Below are 18,552 nucleotides of genomic sequence, written 5' to 3'. Positions count from 1 at the left end.
AAGGCGCACGAAGATGAATCTTGATGCGCCCTGTATTTTTAAGCTTTTACTGATTAGAATATTTCTGTTCCTGAGAAATGAAAAGCGCCTTCGATACAAGCATTTTCATCGCTATCCGATCCGTGAACGGCATTTCGAGACATCGATTCTGCAAATTCTTTTCGAATAGTTCCTTCTTCTGCTTCGGCAGGATTTGTTGCTCCAATCAGTTTTCTGAAATCCGCCACAGCGTTCTCTTTTTCGAGAATTGCAGCTACAATAGCTCCAGAGCTCATAAAATCGGTAAGGTCTTCGTAAAATGGTCTTTCCTGATGAACTTCGTAAAATTTCTTGGCCTGATCTTTAGAGATTTTGGTGTATTTCATGGCTGCAATTCGAAATCCTGCTTCGTTTATTTTGGCAAGAATCGCTCCTATGTGTCCGTTTGCAACTGCATCCGGCTTTATCATGGTAAAGGTCCTATCGCTTCTCATATATGTGTATGGTTAAATGTTTTGTACACAAAAATAAGGATTCTGAGCTCTTGTGCAAGAGTTAGTTTAACAAAAACCAGAAGCTGATTGCTTTATTTTTTTTAGGCTTGCTTCAACATGGCTTGTGTTTCGTAAATCTATCTCTTTTCAGGGGTTAAAATCTAATGATCTATTGTATCTTTATCAGCTTATAATAATTAGTAGAAGAAAATAGAATGAATAATTTGCAAAATAGGATTGATAAAGAGCTGATTAAAGAGGTTGAAGTATTGCTTGGGGAATCTACTCAGATTTCAATTATCCCTCACTCGGGCCCCGATGGTGATGCTATTGGCTCATCATTAGCCTTGGTTCAATACTTAACAAAGAAAGGAAAACAAGCTCAAATTATTAGTCCAAGTGCTTATCCTGTTTTTTTAAAATGGTTGCCTGGTAATTCCGAGGTTTGGATTTATACCAACGGAAAGAAAAAAGCGGAGAAATATATTAATTCATCCGATCTTATTTTTATTGTAGACCATAATTCTTTTAAGCGATCGGGAGATTTGGAAGAGGTGTTGGCAAATGCGAATGCAAAAAAAATCATGATCGATCATCATCCCGAACCAGAACAAATTGTTGATGTGATGTTTTCGGATACTCAAATGTGTTCTACCTGCGAAATGATGTACGAATTCATAGAAGCTTTAGGCGATGAGGATATGATTGATGAAGCCATTGCGGAGTGTATTTATACGGGAATTATTACCGATACAGGTGGCTTAAGTTATAATTCATCGCAAGCCAGAACTTATCAGGTGGTAGGAAGCTTACTGGCAAAAGGAATCGATAAAAGTAAAATTCACTCGAATATTTACGATAATTTTTCTCCCGATAGAATGAAATTGTTAGGATTTTGTTTGGATCAGGGATTGGAGGTTTTATCGGAATATAAAACAGCAATTATTACCCTAACAAAAGAAGACTTGCTTCGATTTAATTTTAAAGATGGCGATACCGAGGGCTTTGTGAATTATCCTTTGTCGATTCAGGATATGTTGGTTTCCGTAATTTTTATCGAAAAGGACGATGCGGTAAAAATTTCCTTCCGATCGAAAGGGAATGTTCCTATTAATAGTGTTGCCCGAGATTATTTTAATGGTGGCGGACATATGAACGCAGCCGGAGGTCGAACCGAAAAGACATTAACGGAAGCTATCGATCTATTTAAACAGGTTTTGCCTGATTTTTATGAAAGCTTATCGGAATAGAAGGAATTAATAAACCATGCTTCATGGGTAGAATACTTACAGCGCAGATTTAATAGCTGCGCTGTTTTTTTTTATTTATCTCTGTGAATTAGGAAAATAGCTGGTCTTTTGTGTAGTTCTGGCAGATTGTTTTTCCAAGCTTGAATACTCATTGTTTTGATATATTCGGATTCGAGTGTGATATCTGCAGCAATACAAAGTTTAGTGGCCGGACTGCAATTCTGAAGTAAATCTTCTAACATTTTCATGTTTCGGAAAGGAGTCTCAATAAACATTTGGGTCTGGCCTTCGCTTAAAGAACGATGATCCAAGTGTTTAATTTTCTTGCTTCTTTCGTCACTCGGAATAGGTAAATAACCGTTAAAGGCAAAGTTTTGTCCGTTAAAGCCCGATGCCATTAAGGATAGTAATAGGGAGGAGGGACCAACCAATGGAACTACTTCAATGTTTTTTGTGTGTGCTATTTTTACAACATCGGCTCCCGGATCAGCAACGCCAGGGCATCCCGCTTCCGAAATAATTCCCATGTCATTATCGGTAATCGCATCTAAATAGGTGGAGATATCTTTGGGTGATGTTCGTTTGTTTAGCTCGTAAAAAGTAAGGTCATCAATATTGATATCCTGATTCACTTTTTTAAGGTAACGTCTTGTTGTTCGGATATTTTCAACAATAAAATGTTTGATGTCTGGTATCAATTGTAGTATCTGATTTGGGATTACCTGATCAATTTCCGTGTCTCCCAATGTAGTTGGGATTAAAAAAAGTTTGCCTTTCATAAATGATATATTTTCCGCAAATGTACAAAATATGTCTGTCACTAAATAAATGGATGCCGATCAAATCTGTTTTTGTTATCTGTATTCATTATGAATAGTTTTGAACTTATCTTGAATTGTTACATCTTTGCACTTCATTGATGATAATTGTTACAATATGACGCAAATAGCAAGGAAAATAATATTAAATCGAAACTTTATACTGGTTCTTGCAGTTATTTTAGGATTGCTAATTGGCGAGTGGGCAAGCTGGTTAAAAGCGTACACTTTTTACATATTAGCGATCGTAATGACATTTTCAACCACCGGTATTTCAACAAAAGCAATGTTTCCTTTAAAGCAGATGATGGTGCCAATCGTAATGGGATCGTTTCTGAATTACGTCGTGTTTGGAGTGGTAATTATTTCCTTGTCGTATTGGTTAATGCCAACTCCCGAATTATTTCTTGGTTTTGTGGTAATTGCATCTACACCACCGGGTGTTGCTGTTATTCCTTTCTCCCATATTTTAGATGGTGATTTAAAATATGCTATTGTGGGAACTTTGGGAGCTTTTATTTCGTCTTTGTTTTTTGCACCGCTTATTGTTGGCTTGTTTTCAAATATTGATGGAGGTATTCAGCCATTTGATTTATTTATAACAATGGTGCAACTTGTTTTGGTTCCCTTGTTTATTTCAAGATTGCTACTTTGGAAACCTATTAAGCCAACGGTTGAAAAAGCAAGAGGAAAAATTGTTGATTGGGGTTTTGCATTATTAATTTTTACAGCTGTTGGACTCAATCGGCAAGTATTTTTTTCTAATTTTGATGTACTCTTACTAGTATCCTTAGTTTTGTTTCTTGGGATTTTTGGTTTGGGATGGATTTATGAGCTACTAACCCGTACATTGAAGGTGAAAGCTCCCGTGGCAATTACGCAGAATCTTTTGGTAACAATTAAGAGTTCTGGTTTTGCAGTTGTTACAGCATTAACATTATTTGGAGAAGAGGCAGCAATACCTTCGGCGGTAATGGCTGTTTTTGTGTTGGCATACCTACTTTATCTATCCATTCGAAAAGAGCTACGAGATTCAAGGAATTCGAATTAGAAATGCAATATGTTGAAATTAACTTTTTTAGGTACCGGAACTTCTCAAGGAGTTCCCATTATTGCTTGTAAATGTCCTGTTTGTCAATCAAGCAATTTTAAAGATAAACGCTTGCGTTCTTCAGTCTTAATTCATGTCGATGGACAAAATTTAGTAATCGATAGTGGTCCTGATTTTAGATATCAGATGTTACGGGCAAAGGTGGAGAATATTTCGGCTATACTTTTTACTCATGAACATAAAGATCACACTGCTGGTTTAGACGATATCCGGGCTTTTAATTGGGTGAATAAAAAAGCAGTGACTATTTATGCGGAAAAGCGAGTGCAGGAATCTTTAAAGAAAGAATTCTCTTATGTTTTTGCAGAATTTAAATATCCAGGTATTCCGCAGCTAAATATGATGGATTTACAGAATGAGATTTTTCATATTAACGGAACAAGCATACAACCAGTGCGAGTAAAGCATTTAAAATTACCAGTTTATGGTTTTCGTGTTGGTGATTTGGCATACATTACCGATGCAAATTATATTTCTCCGGAAGAAAAGGAGAAGCTTAAGGGACTAAAGGTTCTGGTACTGAATGCGCTTCGCCGAGAACCTCATATTTCCCACTATACACTTTCCGAGGCTTTAGAAATTGTGAAAGAATTACAACCTGAAAAGGCGTATTTTACTCACATAAGTCACCAAATGGGTTTTCATGATGAAGTAGAAGCTGAATTACCTGAAAATGTATTTCTGGCCTACGATGGTTTAGAGCTGGAAGTGGAATAAGCATTTCACAGCTTGTTTATTATGGAAAAAAAAGTGCCATTACCCGAAATGATAATGGCACCAGCAATCCTAACTGTAAACTAAACTAATCTATCTTTGGAATAATTTTCTTTGGAATATCAACTACTTTGTCGTCTGCGCCAATCGCAAAATCGCTTCGGGCCCATTTATTTTCATACGACCAGTCGCATTCAATTCTACCATCGCCTAACACAATGTTTCCTAATTTTTGTCGAAACCATTCGGCAAGTTTTTTATACTTTTCGGTATTGGCAACGTTCCATTGTTCTGCATCATCAACACGTAAGTCGTAAAGTGCCATTTCAGCATTTTCGGGTGAAGTATAAAGCGCCCATTTGATATCAATAGTAAGTGTTTTAGCTTTGGGTTTTCCATCTTTTTCGCGAACGCGCATCGAGAAAGCAAAATCTTTTGTGCGGATATAGGCACGATCCCCAATTACATGATTCATTTCGCCTAAAACATATTCACGAGCTTTTTTGTCGCCACTTACTACTTTTGCTAAATCGTAACCATCTAAATAATCATATTGTTTTGCTTCTACAGGAATTCCGGCGGTAGCATAAAAAGTTGGTGCAAAGTCAACAAATTCTACATATTTGTCGATAATTTTTCCTGCTGGAAATTTCTTTTTATCAGATGAAACTGCAATTACAGTGGTATGGTTCGATTTGTCGTAAGGTGCAAATTTGGCACTAATTCCTTGTTCTCCCAGGTGCCAGCCATGATCGCCACAAACAAGCAGAATTAAATATTCTTGTTTATTATCGGTACAATACTTTTTAAATGTTTTAATAGAAGCACCCACTAATGAATCTCCAAAGGCACAAAAAGCATAATAGTCTCGGATTAATTGTTGTTTTTCATCATTGGTCATCGCATCTATCTTCATTTTCTCATATAGCTTTTTCAACTGTTGAGGAAGTCTGTCTAATTCCGAACGTTTTAATTCAGGAATTTTATAAACTTTGTTTTCGAATCGATCCCGAAACGACTTTGGAGGTAGAACAGGGGAGTGAGGAAAATGATAACCGAGGCTCACAAATTGAGGTTCCAAAGTGTTAGGACCTTTTAATTTTCTTCCGTCTAAGCTGGTGTAGGTCTTGTTGGCGTTCTTAAAATAATTTTGAAATTCTTCAGTAATACGTCCATCAATTGTTTTCGATCCGGGCATAGTACTTTCTCCGCCTAAAATCATTTTTGTTTGAGAACGTGTATATGCTCTTAAAATATCTTGTCCTTTATCTATTTGATTATTTTTGGCAATATCTTCTTGCGGAACATCACCTTCTTTTACGGAGAGATAGTAGTTGCTTGTACTTCCGTTGGGGTGGTACCATGTTTCTTGTTCTCCTCCTAATTTCCCTTTTCCATGTACTTTTGCTTTGTAATAGTCAGTCATTCCAACTTTTTGTAAGTTGTTTTTTGTATCTACAACAAGATTGTAAAAATCGGGATCTGTCCAAGTTAATCCTGGGCCCCACTTAAAGATGTATACGCCTGATTTTCCAATTCTTACTGTGTTGTATCCATTCTCTCGTAAAATTTCGGGAATGACAGGATTGCAATGTTTTGCGTTGGGATGATTTTGCTCGAATCCATAAATGCCAGAATGGTGTGGATATTTACCAGTGTACATTGAAGCTCGGGATGGAGCACACGCAGGAGAATTACAATAAGCATTGGAAAACAGAACTCCCTCTTTGGCAAACAGATCTATATTTGGAGATTCTACATAGCCCAAAGGACTACTTTTTTTACCACTTGCGGCTTCATTAAAACAGGCCAAAGCATCAGCTCTCTGGTCATCGGTAATTATCCAAAGAATATTTGGCTTTTGTTTTTGTGCTAGGGTAAGTAAGGACAAAAACAAGTAAAAAGCGGTGAGGATTAGTCTTGCTGTTTTCATTTTTTGAATTCGATTGTTTTTTAGCTAAATTTTAAACTTAGCTTTTGATAGATTCTGATAACAATTTTACAAAAAAAGGGTATTCATTCCACATTATAATTGCTCACAAAAACTATACATGACTCATTTTCGGTATTTACAAAGACTTTACATATATTTGTGTTTATTTGAATTGTAAAATGTAATAGCCTATATATATGAGATTTAAGATAAGTTTTAGTGGCTTATTTCCGGTAATTACCGCATTTCTATATTTTTACTTTGTAGGATTGGGAACTTTACAAGCTCAGGTTTTGGGGGAGCAATTGGAAAATGGTGATGCCACTTTAGAGATTCCTATTGATTCTTCTATTTTTGTATTGAATAAAGCTTATGAAAAGGGAGTTTTTGAAAAAGATACTGCAGGTATCATTAGGTCTTTATTGTCCCTAAGTAAAAAGAAACGGGACGAATTGGAATTTAGTGATGCATTTGATCATTCTGGAGAGGCTTTGTTTTTATCCGAAGAATATGGTGATACTATTTTACTAGCAAAGGTCTATGATGATTTCGGGATGCTGAATTTTACATTTAATCAGGAAGAAGATACAAAAAAATATATCGAGAAATCGCTTGAGTTAAACCGTTATTCTTATCGACACAATCGGATACTTCCATCGGAAATGATTTTTTCCTATTTTCATAAAATGCTTGTGGATTTAAAATATAAAAGCTTCGATACTGCCAGAAGCTATTTAGATAGTTGTTACATGATATCTGATGCAATCAAGCAAAGTCCAATTGAAAGGGCATATTTGGATGTTAAAAAAGCAACTTTTTTGTATCAAAATAATCAGAGAGAAGAAGGGACTAAGTTATTACTTTCAATATTGGATGTATTCGAGAATAGTAACGAAAATGCTTCGGAAAGCAATAGGTATTTAATTACGATCTATTCAAAATTGAGTGAGGAATATCGGAAAGAGAATGAAGACTCTTTGGCATTGCTTTACCTGAATAAAGCCAATAATCTTTCCAATTTATATGGAAAAAATACAATTCAAAAGGCTTATTTATTGGAAAGGCTGGCTTGGATACAGGCAAAAGAGGGACTGTTTGAAAAAGCTTATAAAAATATTAGAATCTCGAAGAATATTAATGAGAGTTTTTTTAGTACGAAACGAAAAGGAAACAGTGGTTTTCTTCAGGTGAAAAATCGTTATCGCGAAGAATTAATCAACAAGGATAAAGAATTGAATCGGATTAATTTGCAATTGGCAGAAAAAGATCAAGCCATTTTGGTATTTAGAATTGTGATTGTAATATTTCTTTTCAGCCTTGTTCTATTGGTACTAATTATCCGGAATAAAAGACAACAAAATAAATATCGGAAAGAAAAGGAAGTGAGTGCAAAACAGGCACTTAAATCAAAAGAATTACTCGAAATTAAGAACAAAGAATTAACGGCGTCCACCTTAAAATTAATCGAAAAAGAGGAGATTATTAAGTTATTAGCCGACCAGTTAAACGCTTCGAAAGAACATGCTATAAATGATTCCTTAATGAGTTCAATTACGAAGAGTTCGAATAGTTTATGGGATGATTTTAATAATCGATTTATCTCGGTGAATGAGAACTTCTACGAAAGGTTACGAACCGAAGTTCCTGATCTTAGTCCAACCGATTTAAAAATTTGTGCTTTAATTAAACTAAATTTTTCAGGAAAAGAAATGGCGCATTTATTGGGTATCTCGGTGAATAGTGTTCACATGGCTCGACATCGCTTACGGAAGAAAATGGATCTGGAAAGAAATATTAATTTGAGTAATTTTATTTCTTCTATATAGTTGAAATATCAAAAGGGCATACAATTTAAATTGTACGCCCTTTTTTCAATCATAAGTATCTTATGGTTTATTCTACATGTGCTTCGGTATCGCCACCAATTGCATTTTCACTATAACCTACCAATGTTATTTTATAAGAATGAGCATAATCCGAAGGTAAAACTTTAGGAGATTTAATTACCAAACCTCTTTCGTTTCTTTCCCATTCAATTTTCTCATTGCTTCCTAATAGTTCGATTTTCTCGATTTTGGAGTTTAATACACCAATTTGAGTGCTTAGCGACTTAATAATAGTCTCACCTACAGGTTTATCCATTACAATAGCGTAAAATTCTTTGTCCGATTTTTTAGTGAAACGAATATCTGTATTGGTATACACAATTTTGTGTTTTTCAACCTTATGACCTCCTTCAGGCAAACGGGTAGGACCTTCACCAAAAACAGTCCAAACCCGTGTTCCGTAAATGGCATCGCCGTTTATTTTTAACCATTTCCCCATTTCAAGAAGCAAATCTTTCATTTCCTGAGGAATAGTACCATCAGGATTTGGAGGAACATTTAAAAGCATACAGCCATTTTTCGATACAATATCCACTAAAATATCAACCAATTCGTTAGGTGTTTTAAATACTGCTCCCGGGCGATAAAACCATGCTCCTGGAGAGGTGTCGGTTAACCACATCTGATCAACTGGCTGATTTGGTCTTCCTCGCTCGTAATCTTTAATAGCAGTACTTGCAGGAAAAGTGCTTTCCTTGTAGCAAACGGCAACATCCTTGTTCCATTCCAATCCTTTGTTGTGGTAATAAGCTAAGAACTCTTGTCTGCATTCTTCTGTCATGTTCTCCAACCACCAATCAAACCAAATTAAATCAGGCTGATATACATCAATGTATTCTTTTAATTTTGCCCACCATTCTTTGTAAAAACGTGCGTCTGGAGTTTCAGAATCCAATTCGTGTGGATTTGTATATAAGTCGTAATCTTCTGGACTAACACCACCGTAAGCATGCGCTGGCGCATAATATTGCCAGGTGAATGCATGATGAAAGGAGGCCATAAACTTCATGCCTTTGGCTTCAATTTCTTTTTTCAAAGTGGCAGATGGGTCAATACCTCCATAATTCATCGAATTCCAACGTGTTGATTTTGCATCCCACATGGCAAAATTATCGTGGTGCATGGCAACAGGTCCTGCGAATTTGGCTCCTGAGAGTGCAAATAAATCAGCCCATTCTTTGGCGTTAAAACCTGATGGATTAAATTTCTCAATTAGTTGTTTGTAGCCAAACACTGCAGGATCTCCGAAATGCTCAGAGTGATGAATGAAATTACTGGTTGGTTGTCCCGATTTTGTTGGTACTTTCACACCATCTTCATACATCTTCATTCCGTGCCAACCTGCATAAAATTTGTTGGGGTCAGTTCCTTCAAATGCATTTGAGACAGGTCCCCAATGTGCATAAATACCAAATTTAGCATCCTGAAACCATTCAGGTACCTGTTCTATTTTCTCTAGGGATTTCCAGTTTTCTTTGAACTTTTCCTTCTTTTTTGCATTTGCAAATCCAATAAAGTTCATTGTTATCAGAATGATAGCAAGTATTCGCATGTTATTTATTTTTATATTTATTTTTTTTTCACTTTTAACAAGTTAATAGAAGCCTGGGCGTAGTTGTAAAAACTGATTTCGAATTATATATCCTTAGCAGATATTTTGATTGTTTCGTATTAATTATCCCAGTTTGCTTTAATTATTTTTTCGATTTCAGGATAGTTTTTATCGGTTTCATTCAAGGCTTTTCGCTGCTCAATCAACTGACTTTTAAGTTGATTGATAATCTCTTTGTAATTGGGATCATTGTATCTGTTGTGAAGTTCATTAGGATCATTTTTCAGATCGTATAATTCCCATGAATGCGGAGTTTCCTGATCGATACCATTATATTGTGTAGCCCAATAATGTCCGGCAAATTCTTCCTTAGGCATGTAATGCGCACCGTAAAAGAACATTAGCTTATACTGTTTGGTTCTTATGCCGAAATGTGCAGGAACGTAATGATGAATGATATGCATCCAATATCGGTAGTAGGTTGCTTCTCGCCAATTTGATTCTGCTTTGCCTTTTAAAGTGTTAATAAAGCTATGGCCTTGCATGTATTCTGGTGTTTTTCCACCTGCAAGTTCAATCATTGTTGGTGCATAGTCGGTGTTGTTGATTAAGATATCAGAAACCTGTTCTTTCTCAATCATTTCAGGATAATGTACAATAAAGGGCATGCGCATGGCCTCTTCATACATCCAACGTTTATCCATTAAATCATGTTCTCCGAGCATCATTCCCTGGTCGCCAGTATAAATAATGATGGTGTTTTCCCACAGTCCTTCTTTTTTCAGATAGTCGAACAAACGACCCAAATTATCATCTACACCTTTTACACATCGTAAATAATCTTTTAAATATTTTTGATAAGCTAAATGTGTTCCCAATTTTGGATCGATGGAGTCACCAAAAAATCGGTTGGTGTAATTGGTAGGTTTTTTGTGGTTTTGTTGGTGTCGTGGCGAAATCGAGGTGCCAATATAATCTATTAAGCTATCGTTTTTTCCTCGTGTTCCTTCCGATCCCCAAAATGGTTGATTGTACAAGCTGGCAGGTTCCGGAATTTCAACATCTTTTAAATAGTCGTCGTAACGAGGTGCATTTTCGAACATATCGTGAGGAGCCTTGTAGTGATGCATCAAAAAGAATGGTTTGGATGGATCTCTGTGACTTAGGTAATCGATTGTTATATCGGTAATTACATCCGATGAGTGACCTTTTGATTTTACGATATTTTTAGGCCAATCTCCTTTCCCTTTTTCTAGAAAATTAGGATTGAAATATTTTCCTTGACCGGGAAGAACCTTGTAGTAGTCGAAGTTAACAGGCTCGGTATGCAGATGCCACTTTCCAACTATAGCAGTAGAGTAACCAAGTTTTTTTAATTCTATTGGCAAGTGTTGTTTGTCCGTATTTAAAGGATTATCTAAATCTAAAACACCATTGGTCTGAGAGTATTGCCCTGAGATGATACACGCCCGACTGGGAGTACAGATTGAATTGGTGCAAAAAGCATTTTCAAATCGTATTCCTTCCGAGGCTAATTTGTCGATATTTGGTGTTGGGTTTAAACTACTTAATAAACCACCGTATGCACCAATTGCCTGTGCTGCATGATCATCAGACATGATGAATAGAATGTTTGGTTGTTTCTTTTTTCCAAATGCAATGTTGCACAGGATTAAAAGACAGATAGTAATAAGATATTTATTCTTCATCATGATCAATTGTATTTGCTTATTCTGTAGTTTTTAAATCAGTAAATGCCAGATCGGTTCTGCAACCAATTTGGCATTCAACATTATTTATTTTGTTGTGATAGTGATTTGTGAGCTTTTAAGTTGGTTCGATTTCGCTCTTAATGTGATTTCACCTGCATTTTTTGAGGATTTCAAAATTGCCAAGCACATGCCACTAAATGCTTTTCGGTGATTTGCCTGAAAAGACTCCAAACTGATTTGGTTCCCATTATCAACAGCAATTAGTTCTCCTGATCCTTTTACAGAGAAGTTCACCAAATTATCTGCCATTGGACAAAGGTTCCCGTCTTTATCTTCGATACGAACCGTTACATAAGCCAAATCTCTACCGTCAGCATCAATCTCACTACGATCAACCGAAAGGTTGATTTTTGCTGGCTTTCCTGCAGTTGAGATTTGTTCTGTTAAGATCTCTTTTCCATCTTTATAACCAACAATCTTTATGTTTCCTGCTTGGTAAGGAACATTCCACGACAAACGGTATTTTGATTGGAAGGTCTTAGGTTCATAACGAATGAAATTCACTTGTAATTCAGTTAAATCTTTGCCTTTTACTTTTCTTCCCATCGATTTTCCATTCACGAAAAGTTCAGCTTCGTCGCAGTTGGTGTAACAATAAACAGGTATCATATCGCCTTCCATTCCTTTCCAATTCCAATGCGGAAGGATGTGAATCATAGGTTTTGTAGTCCAGTGGCTTTGGTATAGGAAAAAGCGATCTTTAGGGAAGCCACACAAGTCAACAGCTCCAAAATAAGAACTATGCGATGGCCAGTCGCCGTTCCAATATCCGTTGGTCGAATTGTCTTTTCCACCGTAAGGAGTTGGTTCTCCTAGGTAATCGAATCCAGTCCAAATAAATTCTCCCATACTGTAAGGGTTTTGTTCTTGGTAATGGAATTCTACATCGGGAGGATATGCCCAGGGTGGCCCGATTAAATCGTAACTGGTAACATGCAGTGATTCATGAGTTTTGTATTTTTCAATCGGCAAATGATATACGCCACGACTACTTGTACAACTTGATGTTTCAGAACCATAAATTGGTAGTTCTGGGTAAGTTTCGCGAACCTCGCTATATTTTGTTGGTTTGTAATTAATTCCAGCAATATCGGTTTGTTGTGCAAAATTTGCACCGTAAGGGGCTGGGTAATTATTCATTCCTACTGTGGTTGGACGAGTTGGATCAATTTCCTTGCAGTAGTCATTCAGCATTTTTGCTATTTTCCAACCATTCTTTTTATCTCCTTGTTCCAAAATTTCATTACCAGTGCTCCACATAATTACCGATGGGTGATTTCGATCTCTTCTCACCATATCTTTAATATCACGTTCTGCCCACTCTTCGAAAAATACATTGTAACCATTCGGAACTTTAGCAATTTTCCAAACATCAAATGCTTCATCCAAAACAACTAATCCTAGCTCATCACACAATTCAAGAAATACGCGTGATGGAGGATTGTGACTGGTGCGAATCGCATTCACACCCATGTCCTTCATAATTTGTAACTTTCGTTGATCGGCTCTGCGGTAAATAGCAGCACCCAATGCTCCATTATCATGATGCAAACAAACTCCGTTGAAACGGATTTTTTTGTTGTTCAAGAAAAATCCATCCTTGGTAAAAGCAATCGAACGTAAGCCGATACGGGTATTGTAAGTATCTGCTACTTTACCATTTTGAGTAATCGTAGTTACAGCTGTATATAAATTTGGAGTCTCTATATCCCATCGCTCTGGCTGATTAATTTCGCAATATAAAGCGGAAATAGCAGATGAATTTGCATCTACCTCAATAGTTTCATTTACAGAAGCTACTGATTTTCCTTCTGGTGAGAAATATTCTTGTGTTACGCTAACGCTTGCTTTTTCACCACTTTTATTTACAATTGTTGTTTCGTTTTGAACGACTGCAATTTTCTCAGTTACCGTTGGTGTTGTAATGTAAGTTCCCCATTGAGCAATATGCACAGGTTCATCTATTTTTAGCCATACCGAACGATAAATTCCTGCTCCGGGATACCACCTTGAAGACAAATCCTGCGGTTGTAAGCGAACAGCAATTATATTTTCCGAACCATCGTATTTCAATTCTTTACTGATATCAAATTCAAATCCGATGTAACCATATGGACGATTTCCAACGAATTTTCCATTTACCCAAACATGAGCATTGTACATCGCTCCTTCAAATTCGATGCGAACTACTTTACCATTTGCAGTTTCGGGTGTTTTGAAATGCTTGCGATACCATCCTGTTCCGTGAAAAGGGAGTCCGCCACATCGAGCGTTGTATTTTTCGTTGAATGGACCTTCAATAGCCCAATCGTGAGGAAGATCTAACTTTCTCCAATTGGAGTCGTCAAAATTGGCCATTTCGGCACCTTTAGCTTCTTCGTTAAAGAAGCGCCACGAGTCGTTAAAATTTAAATCTTGTGCCTGAGCTGTTTGGTATCCACTCAAAATAAGCAGGAAGAGACTTAGATTTCCAAATAGTTTTTTTGCTAGCTTCATGTGTTGTATAATTTACTTTCGTACAAATCTCAGCAAAATTGAACGTAGTATTGGAAAGAGATATCTGCTTAAAAGGGGTGTTTTTCGTTAATGATGCAATCTAAATCAATATTATAAAGCGTTTTTGTTTGGACAATATTTCTTAAAGGGGGTATTTGATATCTTGTTATTAAAATGCAATTAATAAAGACAAAATATAGGCTTTGGATATCGTTTGTTTGCGGATATGATAAAATCAAGCCAATAAAACAATTCTATGTTACTAGTATTGAGTAGGTAAAGCCTAATGCCAATTTCTTGAAACTTCCAATTGTTATTTAATAAAAGTTTAAAATTGGTTATGAATTAGTTTTTAAGAATAGAATGTTTCATCCAATTATTTACAGAAAGAAGCTATTGATATTTCGATTCGAATACGAACTTTAAATGGTTCTATTTGTTTGTCAGAATTGATTTGGTAGGCCTATACAAAAACTTTACAGAAAGTAAAATTTCCCTTTTTGTATGAAAATAGAATAATTTCAAGTTTCACATAAGCAACTAATAATTAGGTGTTTGTCGTTTTATTTTGCGATCTCCCCCCTATTTATTATGGATTTTAACACCTATACCATTTTTTGATTCTTTTTAGGAAGTGGATTCAAATTTGTTAATTTGTGAAAGAGTATGCTATTATGTATATCTTTAGTAATTCTATACCTTAACCTTCTCATGAAAATAATAGCGACATCGATATTCTTTTTTGTTTTCATTGTAAGTAGTGTTTCTCAAAGCTATGAGAAAGGTTTATTTTTTGTTGATGATTTAAGTGTTTTAGCAAAGCAATCTGAAGTAAATTTGGAAGCGTTTTTGCAAGATGAAGTTAGAACCGAAGTTGTCCGATTTAAAGCAAGTGAAAATGTGTTGGCTTTGACGAATCATCGAGATACAGCTTTAACTGTTGCTTTCTGGTTTAAACCAGAAAATATCGACATTCATCCAGGTACGATTATTGGTGAAGATTCGGTTTTTTATCTTCGCTACATGCCCAACCGGGAAATTCAATTTAATCATTATTTGCAACAAGACTTGAACACTGCAGGGGTGCTAACTAATAATGAGTGGCAACACCTAGGGTTTAGTTTAAAAAAGAATGGGAACTTAACCATTTATCTGAATGGAGAGAGTATTCTACAGGAACAAATTTCTCCATTGTGGTGGACAAAGAAAGGGCGAATTGTTGTTGGTAAGGATCGGTACAATGTTGACGCCGAGGGATATATCGATGATCTTAAAATATGGGATAGAGCTATTGATTCGCTTGAAATGAAGATGCTGTTTAGGGAGACTGTTTCAATTCCTGATTTATCCTATAAGCTCGAATCTTATATGCCTCTGAGAGGAGATTTTTCAGACTTGTCAAAACATCCTAAAAAGCTGTTGGAGAGTAGAAACGTGATGTTCGTAAAGGATAGCATAAGAGGTGTCGTTGCTGATTTTCGGGAGGATGATTCTCATGCTTTGATGTCGGGTTATTCTTTCGATAATCAATTAACAATAGCAGTTTGGGCAAAACCTACCAATAAAAATTGGGTGATGGCACTGGTCGGGAATCGGGACTTTAGCCTTCGGTACATCATTAATCAAGGTAGATTGTGGTTTAATGTGCCAATGGTGTTCAGTTGTCAGGCAAAAAAACGGGTTGGTTACCCCCAAGAGTGGGTGCATTTGGCAGTCGCATTAACATATAATCACAAGGCTGACTTTTTTATCAATGGACAATTGGTTGACAGCAAAAGTATTTCCGGAAAAGTGGGTAAAGAGGAAGCTGTTACTATTGGGCAAAGTATTTGGGGGAATACCTTTAATGGACAATTATCTCAGTTTGCGATTTGGGATCGTGCGCTTTCCGAATCGGAAATTAAAGACGTTTATTCTGGAAAATTGGATGTGGCTGTTCTGGCAAGTGCTCAAAATTCTTATTCTATTTATATTGTTCTTGTTGGGCTTACTTTACTTTTTGCGATTTTCTTTTTATGGAGAATAATACAAAATAGATTAAAAAAACTTCGTAACGAACAGCAAAATGAAGAGGATGGTCACAATATTCCGCAAAAGAATGCATTCTGCTTTTTTGAGACTTTTCAAGCTTTTGATCAAAATGGAACAAATATTTCTCATGATTTTACGCCTACATTAATTCGCTTGTTTGCACTGATTCTTTTATATCCTAAAATTTACAATCGCAAAATTAGTTCTCAGGAACTGTCGGATATTCTCTGGGAAAATGATGATGTGGCACAAAAGAAAAATAATCGAGGAACAAATGTCCACCGTTTACGAACTTTGTTTAAGCAGTTTGACGGATTATCTATTGTTTACACGAATAAAGAATGGGAAATTGATATTCCTGAGCATGTGTTTGTTGATTTATTTTATTTTAAAGATAATTTGCCTGTAAAAGAGTTTAATTTTCCTTTCAAAAGCATGCAATTGTGTAAGCCATTGAAAAATGAATGTTTTGATTCTATTGTTCGATTATTTAACGATCGGCATATTGATTTGCTGAATGATTATTGTTCTTTAGCTTTTACAAATCGAGAGTGGAAATCTCTTGAGCAGTTTGCTTCACTTTGGCTTTCAATAGATCCTTTTAGCGAGGAGGCTCTTTGTTACTTACTAACAGCTCTTGTAAATAATGAGCAAAAGCAAAAGGCGTTGAATGCTTACAGCCGGTTTACCACTAACTACAAGAGTATGCTCAATGAGGATTTTAAGCAAACTTTTGAAGCTTGTATTTTAACAAATTCGTAAGCAATATTCCACAAGCACCTCCACGATCCATATTTTGAAAATAAGTACTACTGCAGTGAAATCTTATTAAATAGAGGGGTATTCTAAATTTTACCCCATTTATTACCCCCTCATTACCCTTTTTTGAACTTCTGATTTTTTAATTTGTAGTTGAACATTACGTAATGCTACAAATTGAATTTGTTATTGGTTTTATTCGTTAATCTATTTTAGGATATGAAACGTTCATGACAAGGGTGTTTTGACACACAGGGAGATGATTATCACAGCATGGTAAGTTACATATGGCAAAAACTTAAAATAATAATCATATGAAAAAGGGAAATTTAAATCTTATGAATGCAAAGAGAATTATGAGTCGGTTCACTTTTGTTTTTGTATTGTTAAGCTTGTTTACAGTACAGGCTTTTTCAAAGAATTTCAATGTGCTTGATTTTGGAGCTAAAGCAGATGGAATTACAAAAGATACAAAAGCAGTTCAGTCGGCAATAGATGCTTGCACCGAAAATGGTGGAGGACTTGTTCTTATTCCTGCAGGAAAAACAGTTGTTTCTGGTACCATTTACATGAAAAGTTTTGTGACACTTCGAGTGGAAAATGGAGCAACATTGTTGGGGAGTCCTGATATAGAGGATTATCCAGATGATACGCATAAAATCATGTACAAACGTGAAAAGCATATGGATCCTTGTTTCATTTTTGCAAAAGATGCAAAATCATTTGCCATAGATGGATATGGAACAATTGATGGAAATGGACACGAGAAATACTTTAAAAATAAGCGTCCAATGCTAATGCGTTTTATGAATTGTAATGACATTCATTTGAAAGATGTAAAACTAATTAATCCCGCTGCATGGACATCGGCTTGGTTGTATTGCAACGAAATTGTTGTGGATGGAATTTATATTCACAGTCGCTCGAATAAAAATGGAGATGGATTAGATTTTGATGGTTGCACCAATGTTCGAGTATCAAATAGTTCTTTTGATAACAGTGATGATTGTATTTGTTTGCAAGCTTCTTTAGTGGATAAGCCTTGTAAAGACGTGGTGATTTCGAATTGCATTTTTGAGACACAATGGGGTGGAATGCGTATTGGCTTGTTGTCTCGTGGCGATTTTGAATCAGTAACCGTAACCAACTGTACCTTTAAAAATATCAAAGATTCTGGATTAAAAATTCAGATGAACGAAGGAGGTTCGATGAAGAACATGACATTTTCGAATTTGGTGATGAAAAATGTGCCTCGACCAATCTTCATGACTTTTACACAACAAAAGGCATGTGTTGATGCGCCAGATGAGATGTATCCTTACAAAGAAATGAAAAACTTCATTTTTCAAAATATTATTGCCGACAATACAGAATTGGATAAAAATTCAGCCTTTTTCTTAACCGGTATGCCGGGGCATAAAATTGAAAATATCATTCTTAAAGACATTCAGTTTTTTGTTTCGGGTGGCGGAACAAAAGAGGATGCTGAAAAAACAGACTTGAACGAATATACTTTGGAAGTGCTAAAAGGACACTGGCCTGAGTTTAGTTTAGTAGGAACACTTCCTGCTTCTGGGGTTTATTTACGTCACATGGAAAATGTGTTTGTTGATAATTTTCATTTAACTGTAGTTGGTGAAGATGCTCGTAAACCTATCATTCTGAATGATGTGACCAATAGTGAGGTGAGTAAATTCTATAGGAATGGTAAGCTTGTTAAAATCAAGAACTAAGAGCGCTTTACTGATGATTAAAAT

At 35.9% G+C, this 18,552-nt stretch carries 12 protein-coding genes; 6 read left to right on the top strand and 6 right to left on the bottom strand.

What is annotated here, in order from left to right; genetic code table 11:
- Nucleotides 1–53 precede the first annotated feature (53 nt).
- Nucleotides 54–473, bottom strand: coding sequence for a nucleoside-diphosphate kinase (locus BZG02_RS02815; RefSeq protein WP_101259900.1), 420 nt, complete (start codon nt 471–473; stop codon nt 54–56).
- Between the two features lie 215 nt (nt 474–688).
- Here BZG02_RS02815 and BZG02_RS02810 point away from each other — a divergent pair, with 215 nt between their 5' ends.
- Nucleotides 689–1,723 carry a DHH family phosphoesterase gene (locus tag BZG02_RS02810; protein WP_101259899.1) on the top strand — a complete coding sequence of 345 codons (1,035 nt, stop codon included), beginning with the start codon at nt 689–691 and terminating at the stop codon, nt 1,721–1,723.
- Nucleotides 1,724–1,794: 71 nt separating this feature from the next.
- On the opposite strand, the gene BZG02_RS02805 is transcribed toward BZG02_RS02810, so the two are convergent.
- Nucleotides 1,795–2,502 (bottom strand): SAM-dependent methyltransferase, encoded by a 708-nt coding sequence (locus BZG02_RS02805; protein ID WP_101259898.1) that lies wholly within the window; start codon nt 2,500–2,502, stop codon nt 1,795–1,797.
- 157 nt (nt 2,503–2,659) lie between these two features.
- Here BZG02_RS02805 and BZG02_RS02800 point away from each other — a divergent pair, with 157 nt between their 5' ends.
- Together BZG02_RS02800 and BZG02_RS02795 are read left to right on the top strand one after the other, a co-directional pair.
- On the top strand, nt 2,660–3,592 hold the full coding sequence (locus BZG02_RS02800; RefSeq protein ID WP_101259897.1) for a bile acid:sodium symporter family protein: 933 nt from the start codon (nt 2,660–2,662) through the stop codon (nt 3,590–3,592).
- A gap of 9 nt (nt 3,593–3,601) precedes the next feature.
- Complete coding sequence (locus BZG02_RS02795; protein WP_245868050.1) at nt 3,602–4,369, top strand: MBL fold metallo-hydrolase; 768 nt, start codon at nt 3,602–3,604, stop codon at nt 4,367–4,369.
- A gap of 85 nt (nt 4,370–4,454) precedes the next feature.
- Here the strand turns inward: BZG02_RS02795 and BZG02_RS02790 are convergent, their stop codons facing one another.
- The gene (locus BZG02_RS02790; RefSeq protein ID WP_101259896.1) at nt 4,455–6,299 is read right to left on the bottom strand and encodes a sulfatase-like hydrolase/transferase; all 1,845 of its coding nucleotides are present in this window, start codon (nt 6,297–6,299) and stop codon (nt 4,455–4,457) included.
- A 197-nt stretch (nt 6,300–6,496) separates the two neighbouring features.
- Between BZG02_RS02790 and BZG02_RS02785 the strand changes: the two genes are divergently transcribed.
- Entirely contained in the window at nt 6,497–8,125 is a 1,629-nt protein-coding gene (locus tag BZG02_RS02785; protein WP_101259895.1) for a helix-turn-helix transcriptional regulator, read from the top strand.
- 67 nt (nt 8,126–8,192) lie between these two features.
- Here the strand turns inward: BZG02_RS02785 and BZG02_RS02780 are convergent, their stop codons facing one another.
- The 3 genes from BZG02_RS02780 to galB all read right to left on the bottom strand — a co-directional run bounded on the left by BZG02_RS02780 (nt 8,193) and on the right by galB (nt 14,005).
- Entirely contained in the window at nt 8,193–9,737 is a 1,545-nt protein-coding gene (locus BZG02_RS02780) for an alpha-L-fucosidase (RefSeq protein WP_101259894.1), read from the bottom strand.
- A gap of 119 nt (nt 9,738–9,856) precedes the next feature.
- A complete protein-coding gene (locus tag BZG02_RS02775; protein ID WP_180335604.1) occupies nt 9,857–11,449 on the bottom strand; it encodes a sulfatase family protein in 1,593 nt (530 codons plus the stop codon).
- A gap of 84 nt (nt 11,450–11,533) precedes the next feature.
- Nucleotides 11,534–14,005, bottom strand: coding sequence for a beta-galactosidase GalB (galB, locus tag BZG02_RS02770; protein ID WP_101259893.1), 2,472 nt, complete (start codon nt 14,003–14,005; stop codon nt 11,534–11,536).
- Between the two features lie 711 nt (nt 14,006–14,716).
- Here galB and BZG02_RS02765 point away from each other — a divergent pair.
- Nucleotides 14,717–16,798, top strand: a complete 2,082-nt coding sequence (locus BZG02_RS02765) for a LamG domain-containing protein (protein ID WP_180335603.1) — start codon at nt 14,717–14,719, stop codon at nt 16,796–16,798.
- A 311-nt stretch (nt 16,799–17,109) separates the two neighbouring features.
- A complete protein-coding gene (locus tag BZG02_RS02760) occupies nt 17,110–18,528 on the top strand; it encodes a glycoside hydrolase family 28 protein (protein ID WP_218972128.1) in 1,419 nt (472 codons plus the stop codon).
- Nucleotides 18,529–18,552 lie beyond the last annotated feature (24 nt).

The organism is Labilibaculum filiforme (genome assembly GCF_002843315.1).
Lineage (GTDB): Bacteria > Bacteroidota > Bacteroidia > Bacteroidales > Marinifilaceae > Labilibaculum > Labilibaculum filiforme.
The sequence above is the reverse complement of the archived record's forward strand: the minus strand, read 5'-3'. Positions and strand labels throughout refer to the sequence as shown.

Bases quoted from the DNA above. Each gene is read 5' to 3' on its own strand.
- BZG02_RS02815 (WP_101259900.1), bottom strand. From the start codon at position 473: ATGAGAAGCGATAGGACCTTTACCATGATAAAGCCGGATGCAGTTGCA.
- BZG02_RS02810 (WP_101259899.1), top strand. From the start codon at position 689: ATGAATAATTTGCAAAATAGGATTGATAAAGAGCTGATTAAAGAGGTT.
- BZG02_RS02805 (WP_101259898.1), bottom strand. From the start codon at position 2,502: ATGAAAGGCAAACTTTTTTTAATCCCAACTACATTGGGAGACACGGAA.
- BZG02_RS02800 (WP_101259897.1), top strand. From the start codon at position 2,660: ATGACGCAAATAGCAAGGAAAATAATATTAAATCGAAACTTTATACTG.
- BZG02_RS02795 (WP_245868050.1), top strand. From the start codon at position 3,602: ATGTTGAAATTAACTTTTTTAGGTACCGGAACTTCTCAAGGAGTTCCC.
- BZG02_RS02790 (WP_101259896.1), bottom strand. From the start codon at position 6,299: ATGAAAACAGCAAGACTAATCCTCACCGCTTTTTACTTGTTTTTGTCC.
- BZG02_RS02785 (WP_101259895.1), top strand. From the start codon at position 6,497: ATGAGATTTAAGATAAGTTTTAGTGGCTTATTTCCGGTAATTACCGCA.
- BZG02_RS02780 (WP_101259894.1), bottom strand. From the start codon at position 9,737: ATGCGAATACTTGCTATCATTCTGATAACAATGAACTTTATTGGATTT.
- BZG02_RS02775 (WP_180335604.1), bottom strand. From the start codon at position 11,449: ATGATGAAGAATAAATATCTTATTACTATCTGTCTTTTAATCCTGTGC.
- galB (WP_101259893.1), bottom strand. From the start codon at position 14,005: ATGAAGCTAGCAAAAAAACTATTTGGAAATCTAAGTCTCTTCCTGCTT.
- BZG02_RS02765 (WP_180335603.1), top strand. From the start codon at position 14,717: ATGAAAATAATAGCGACATCGATATTCTTTTTTGTTTTCATTGTAAGT.
- BZG02_RS02760 (WP_218972128.1), top strand. From the start codon at position 17,110: ATGAAAAAGGGAAATTTAAATCTTATGAATGCAAAGAGAATTATGAGT.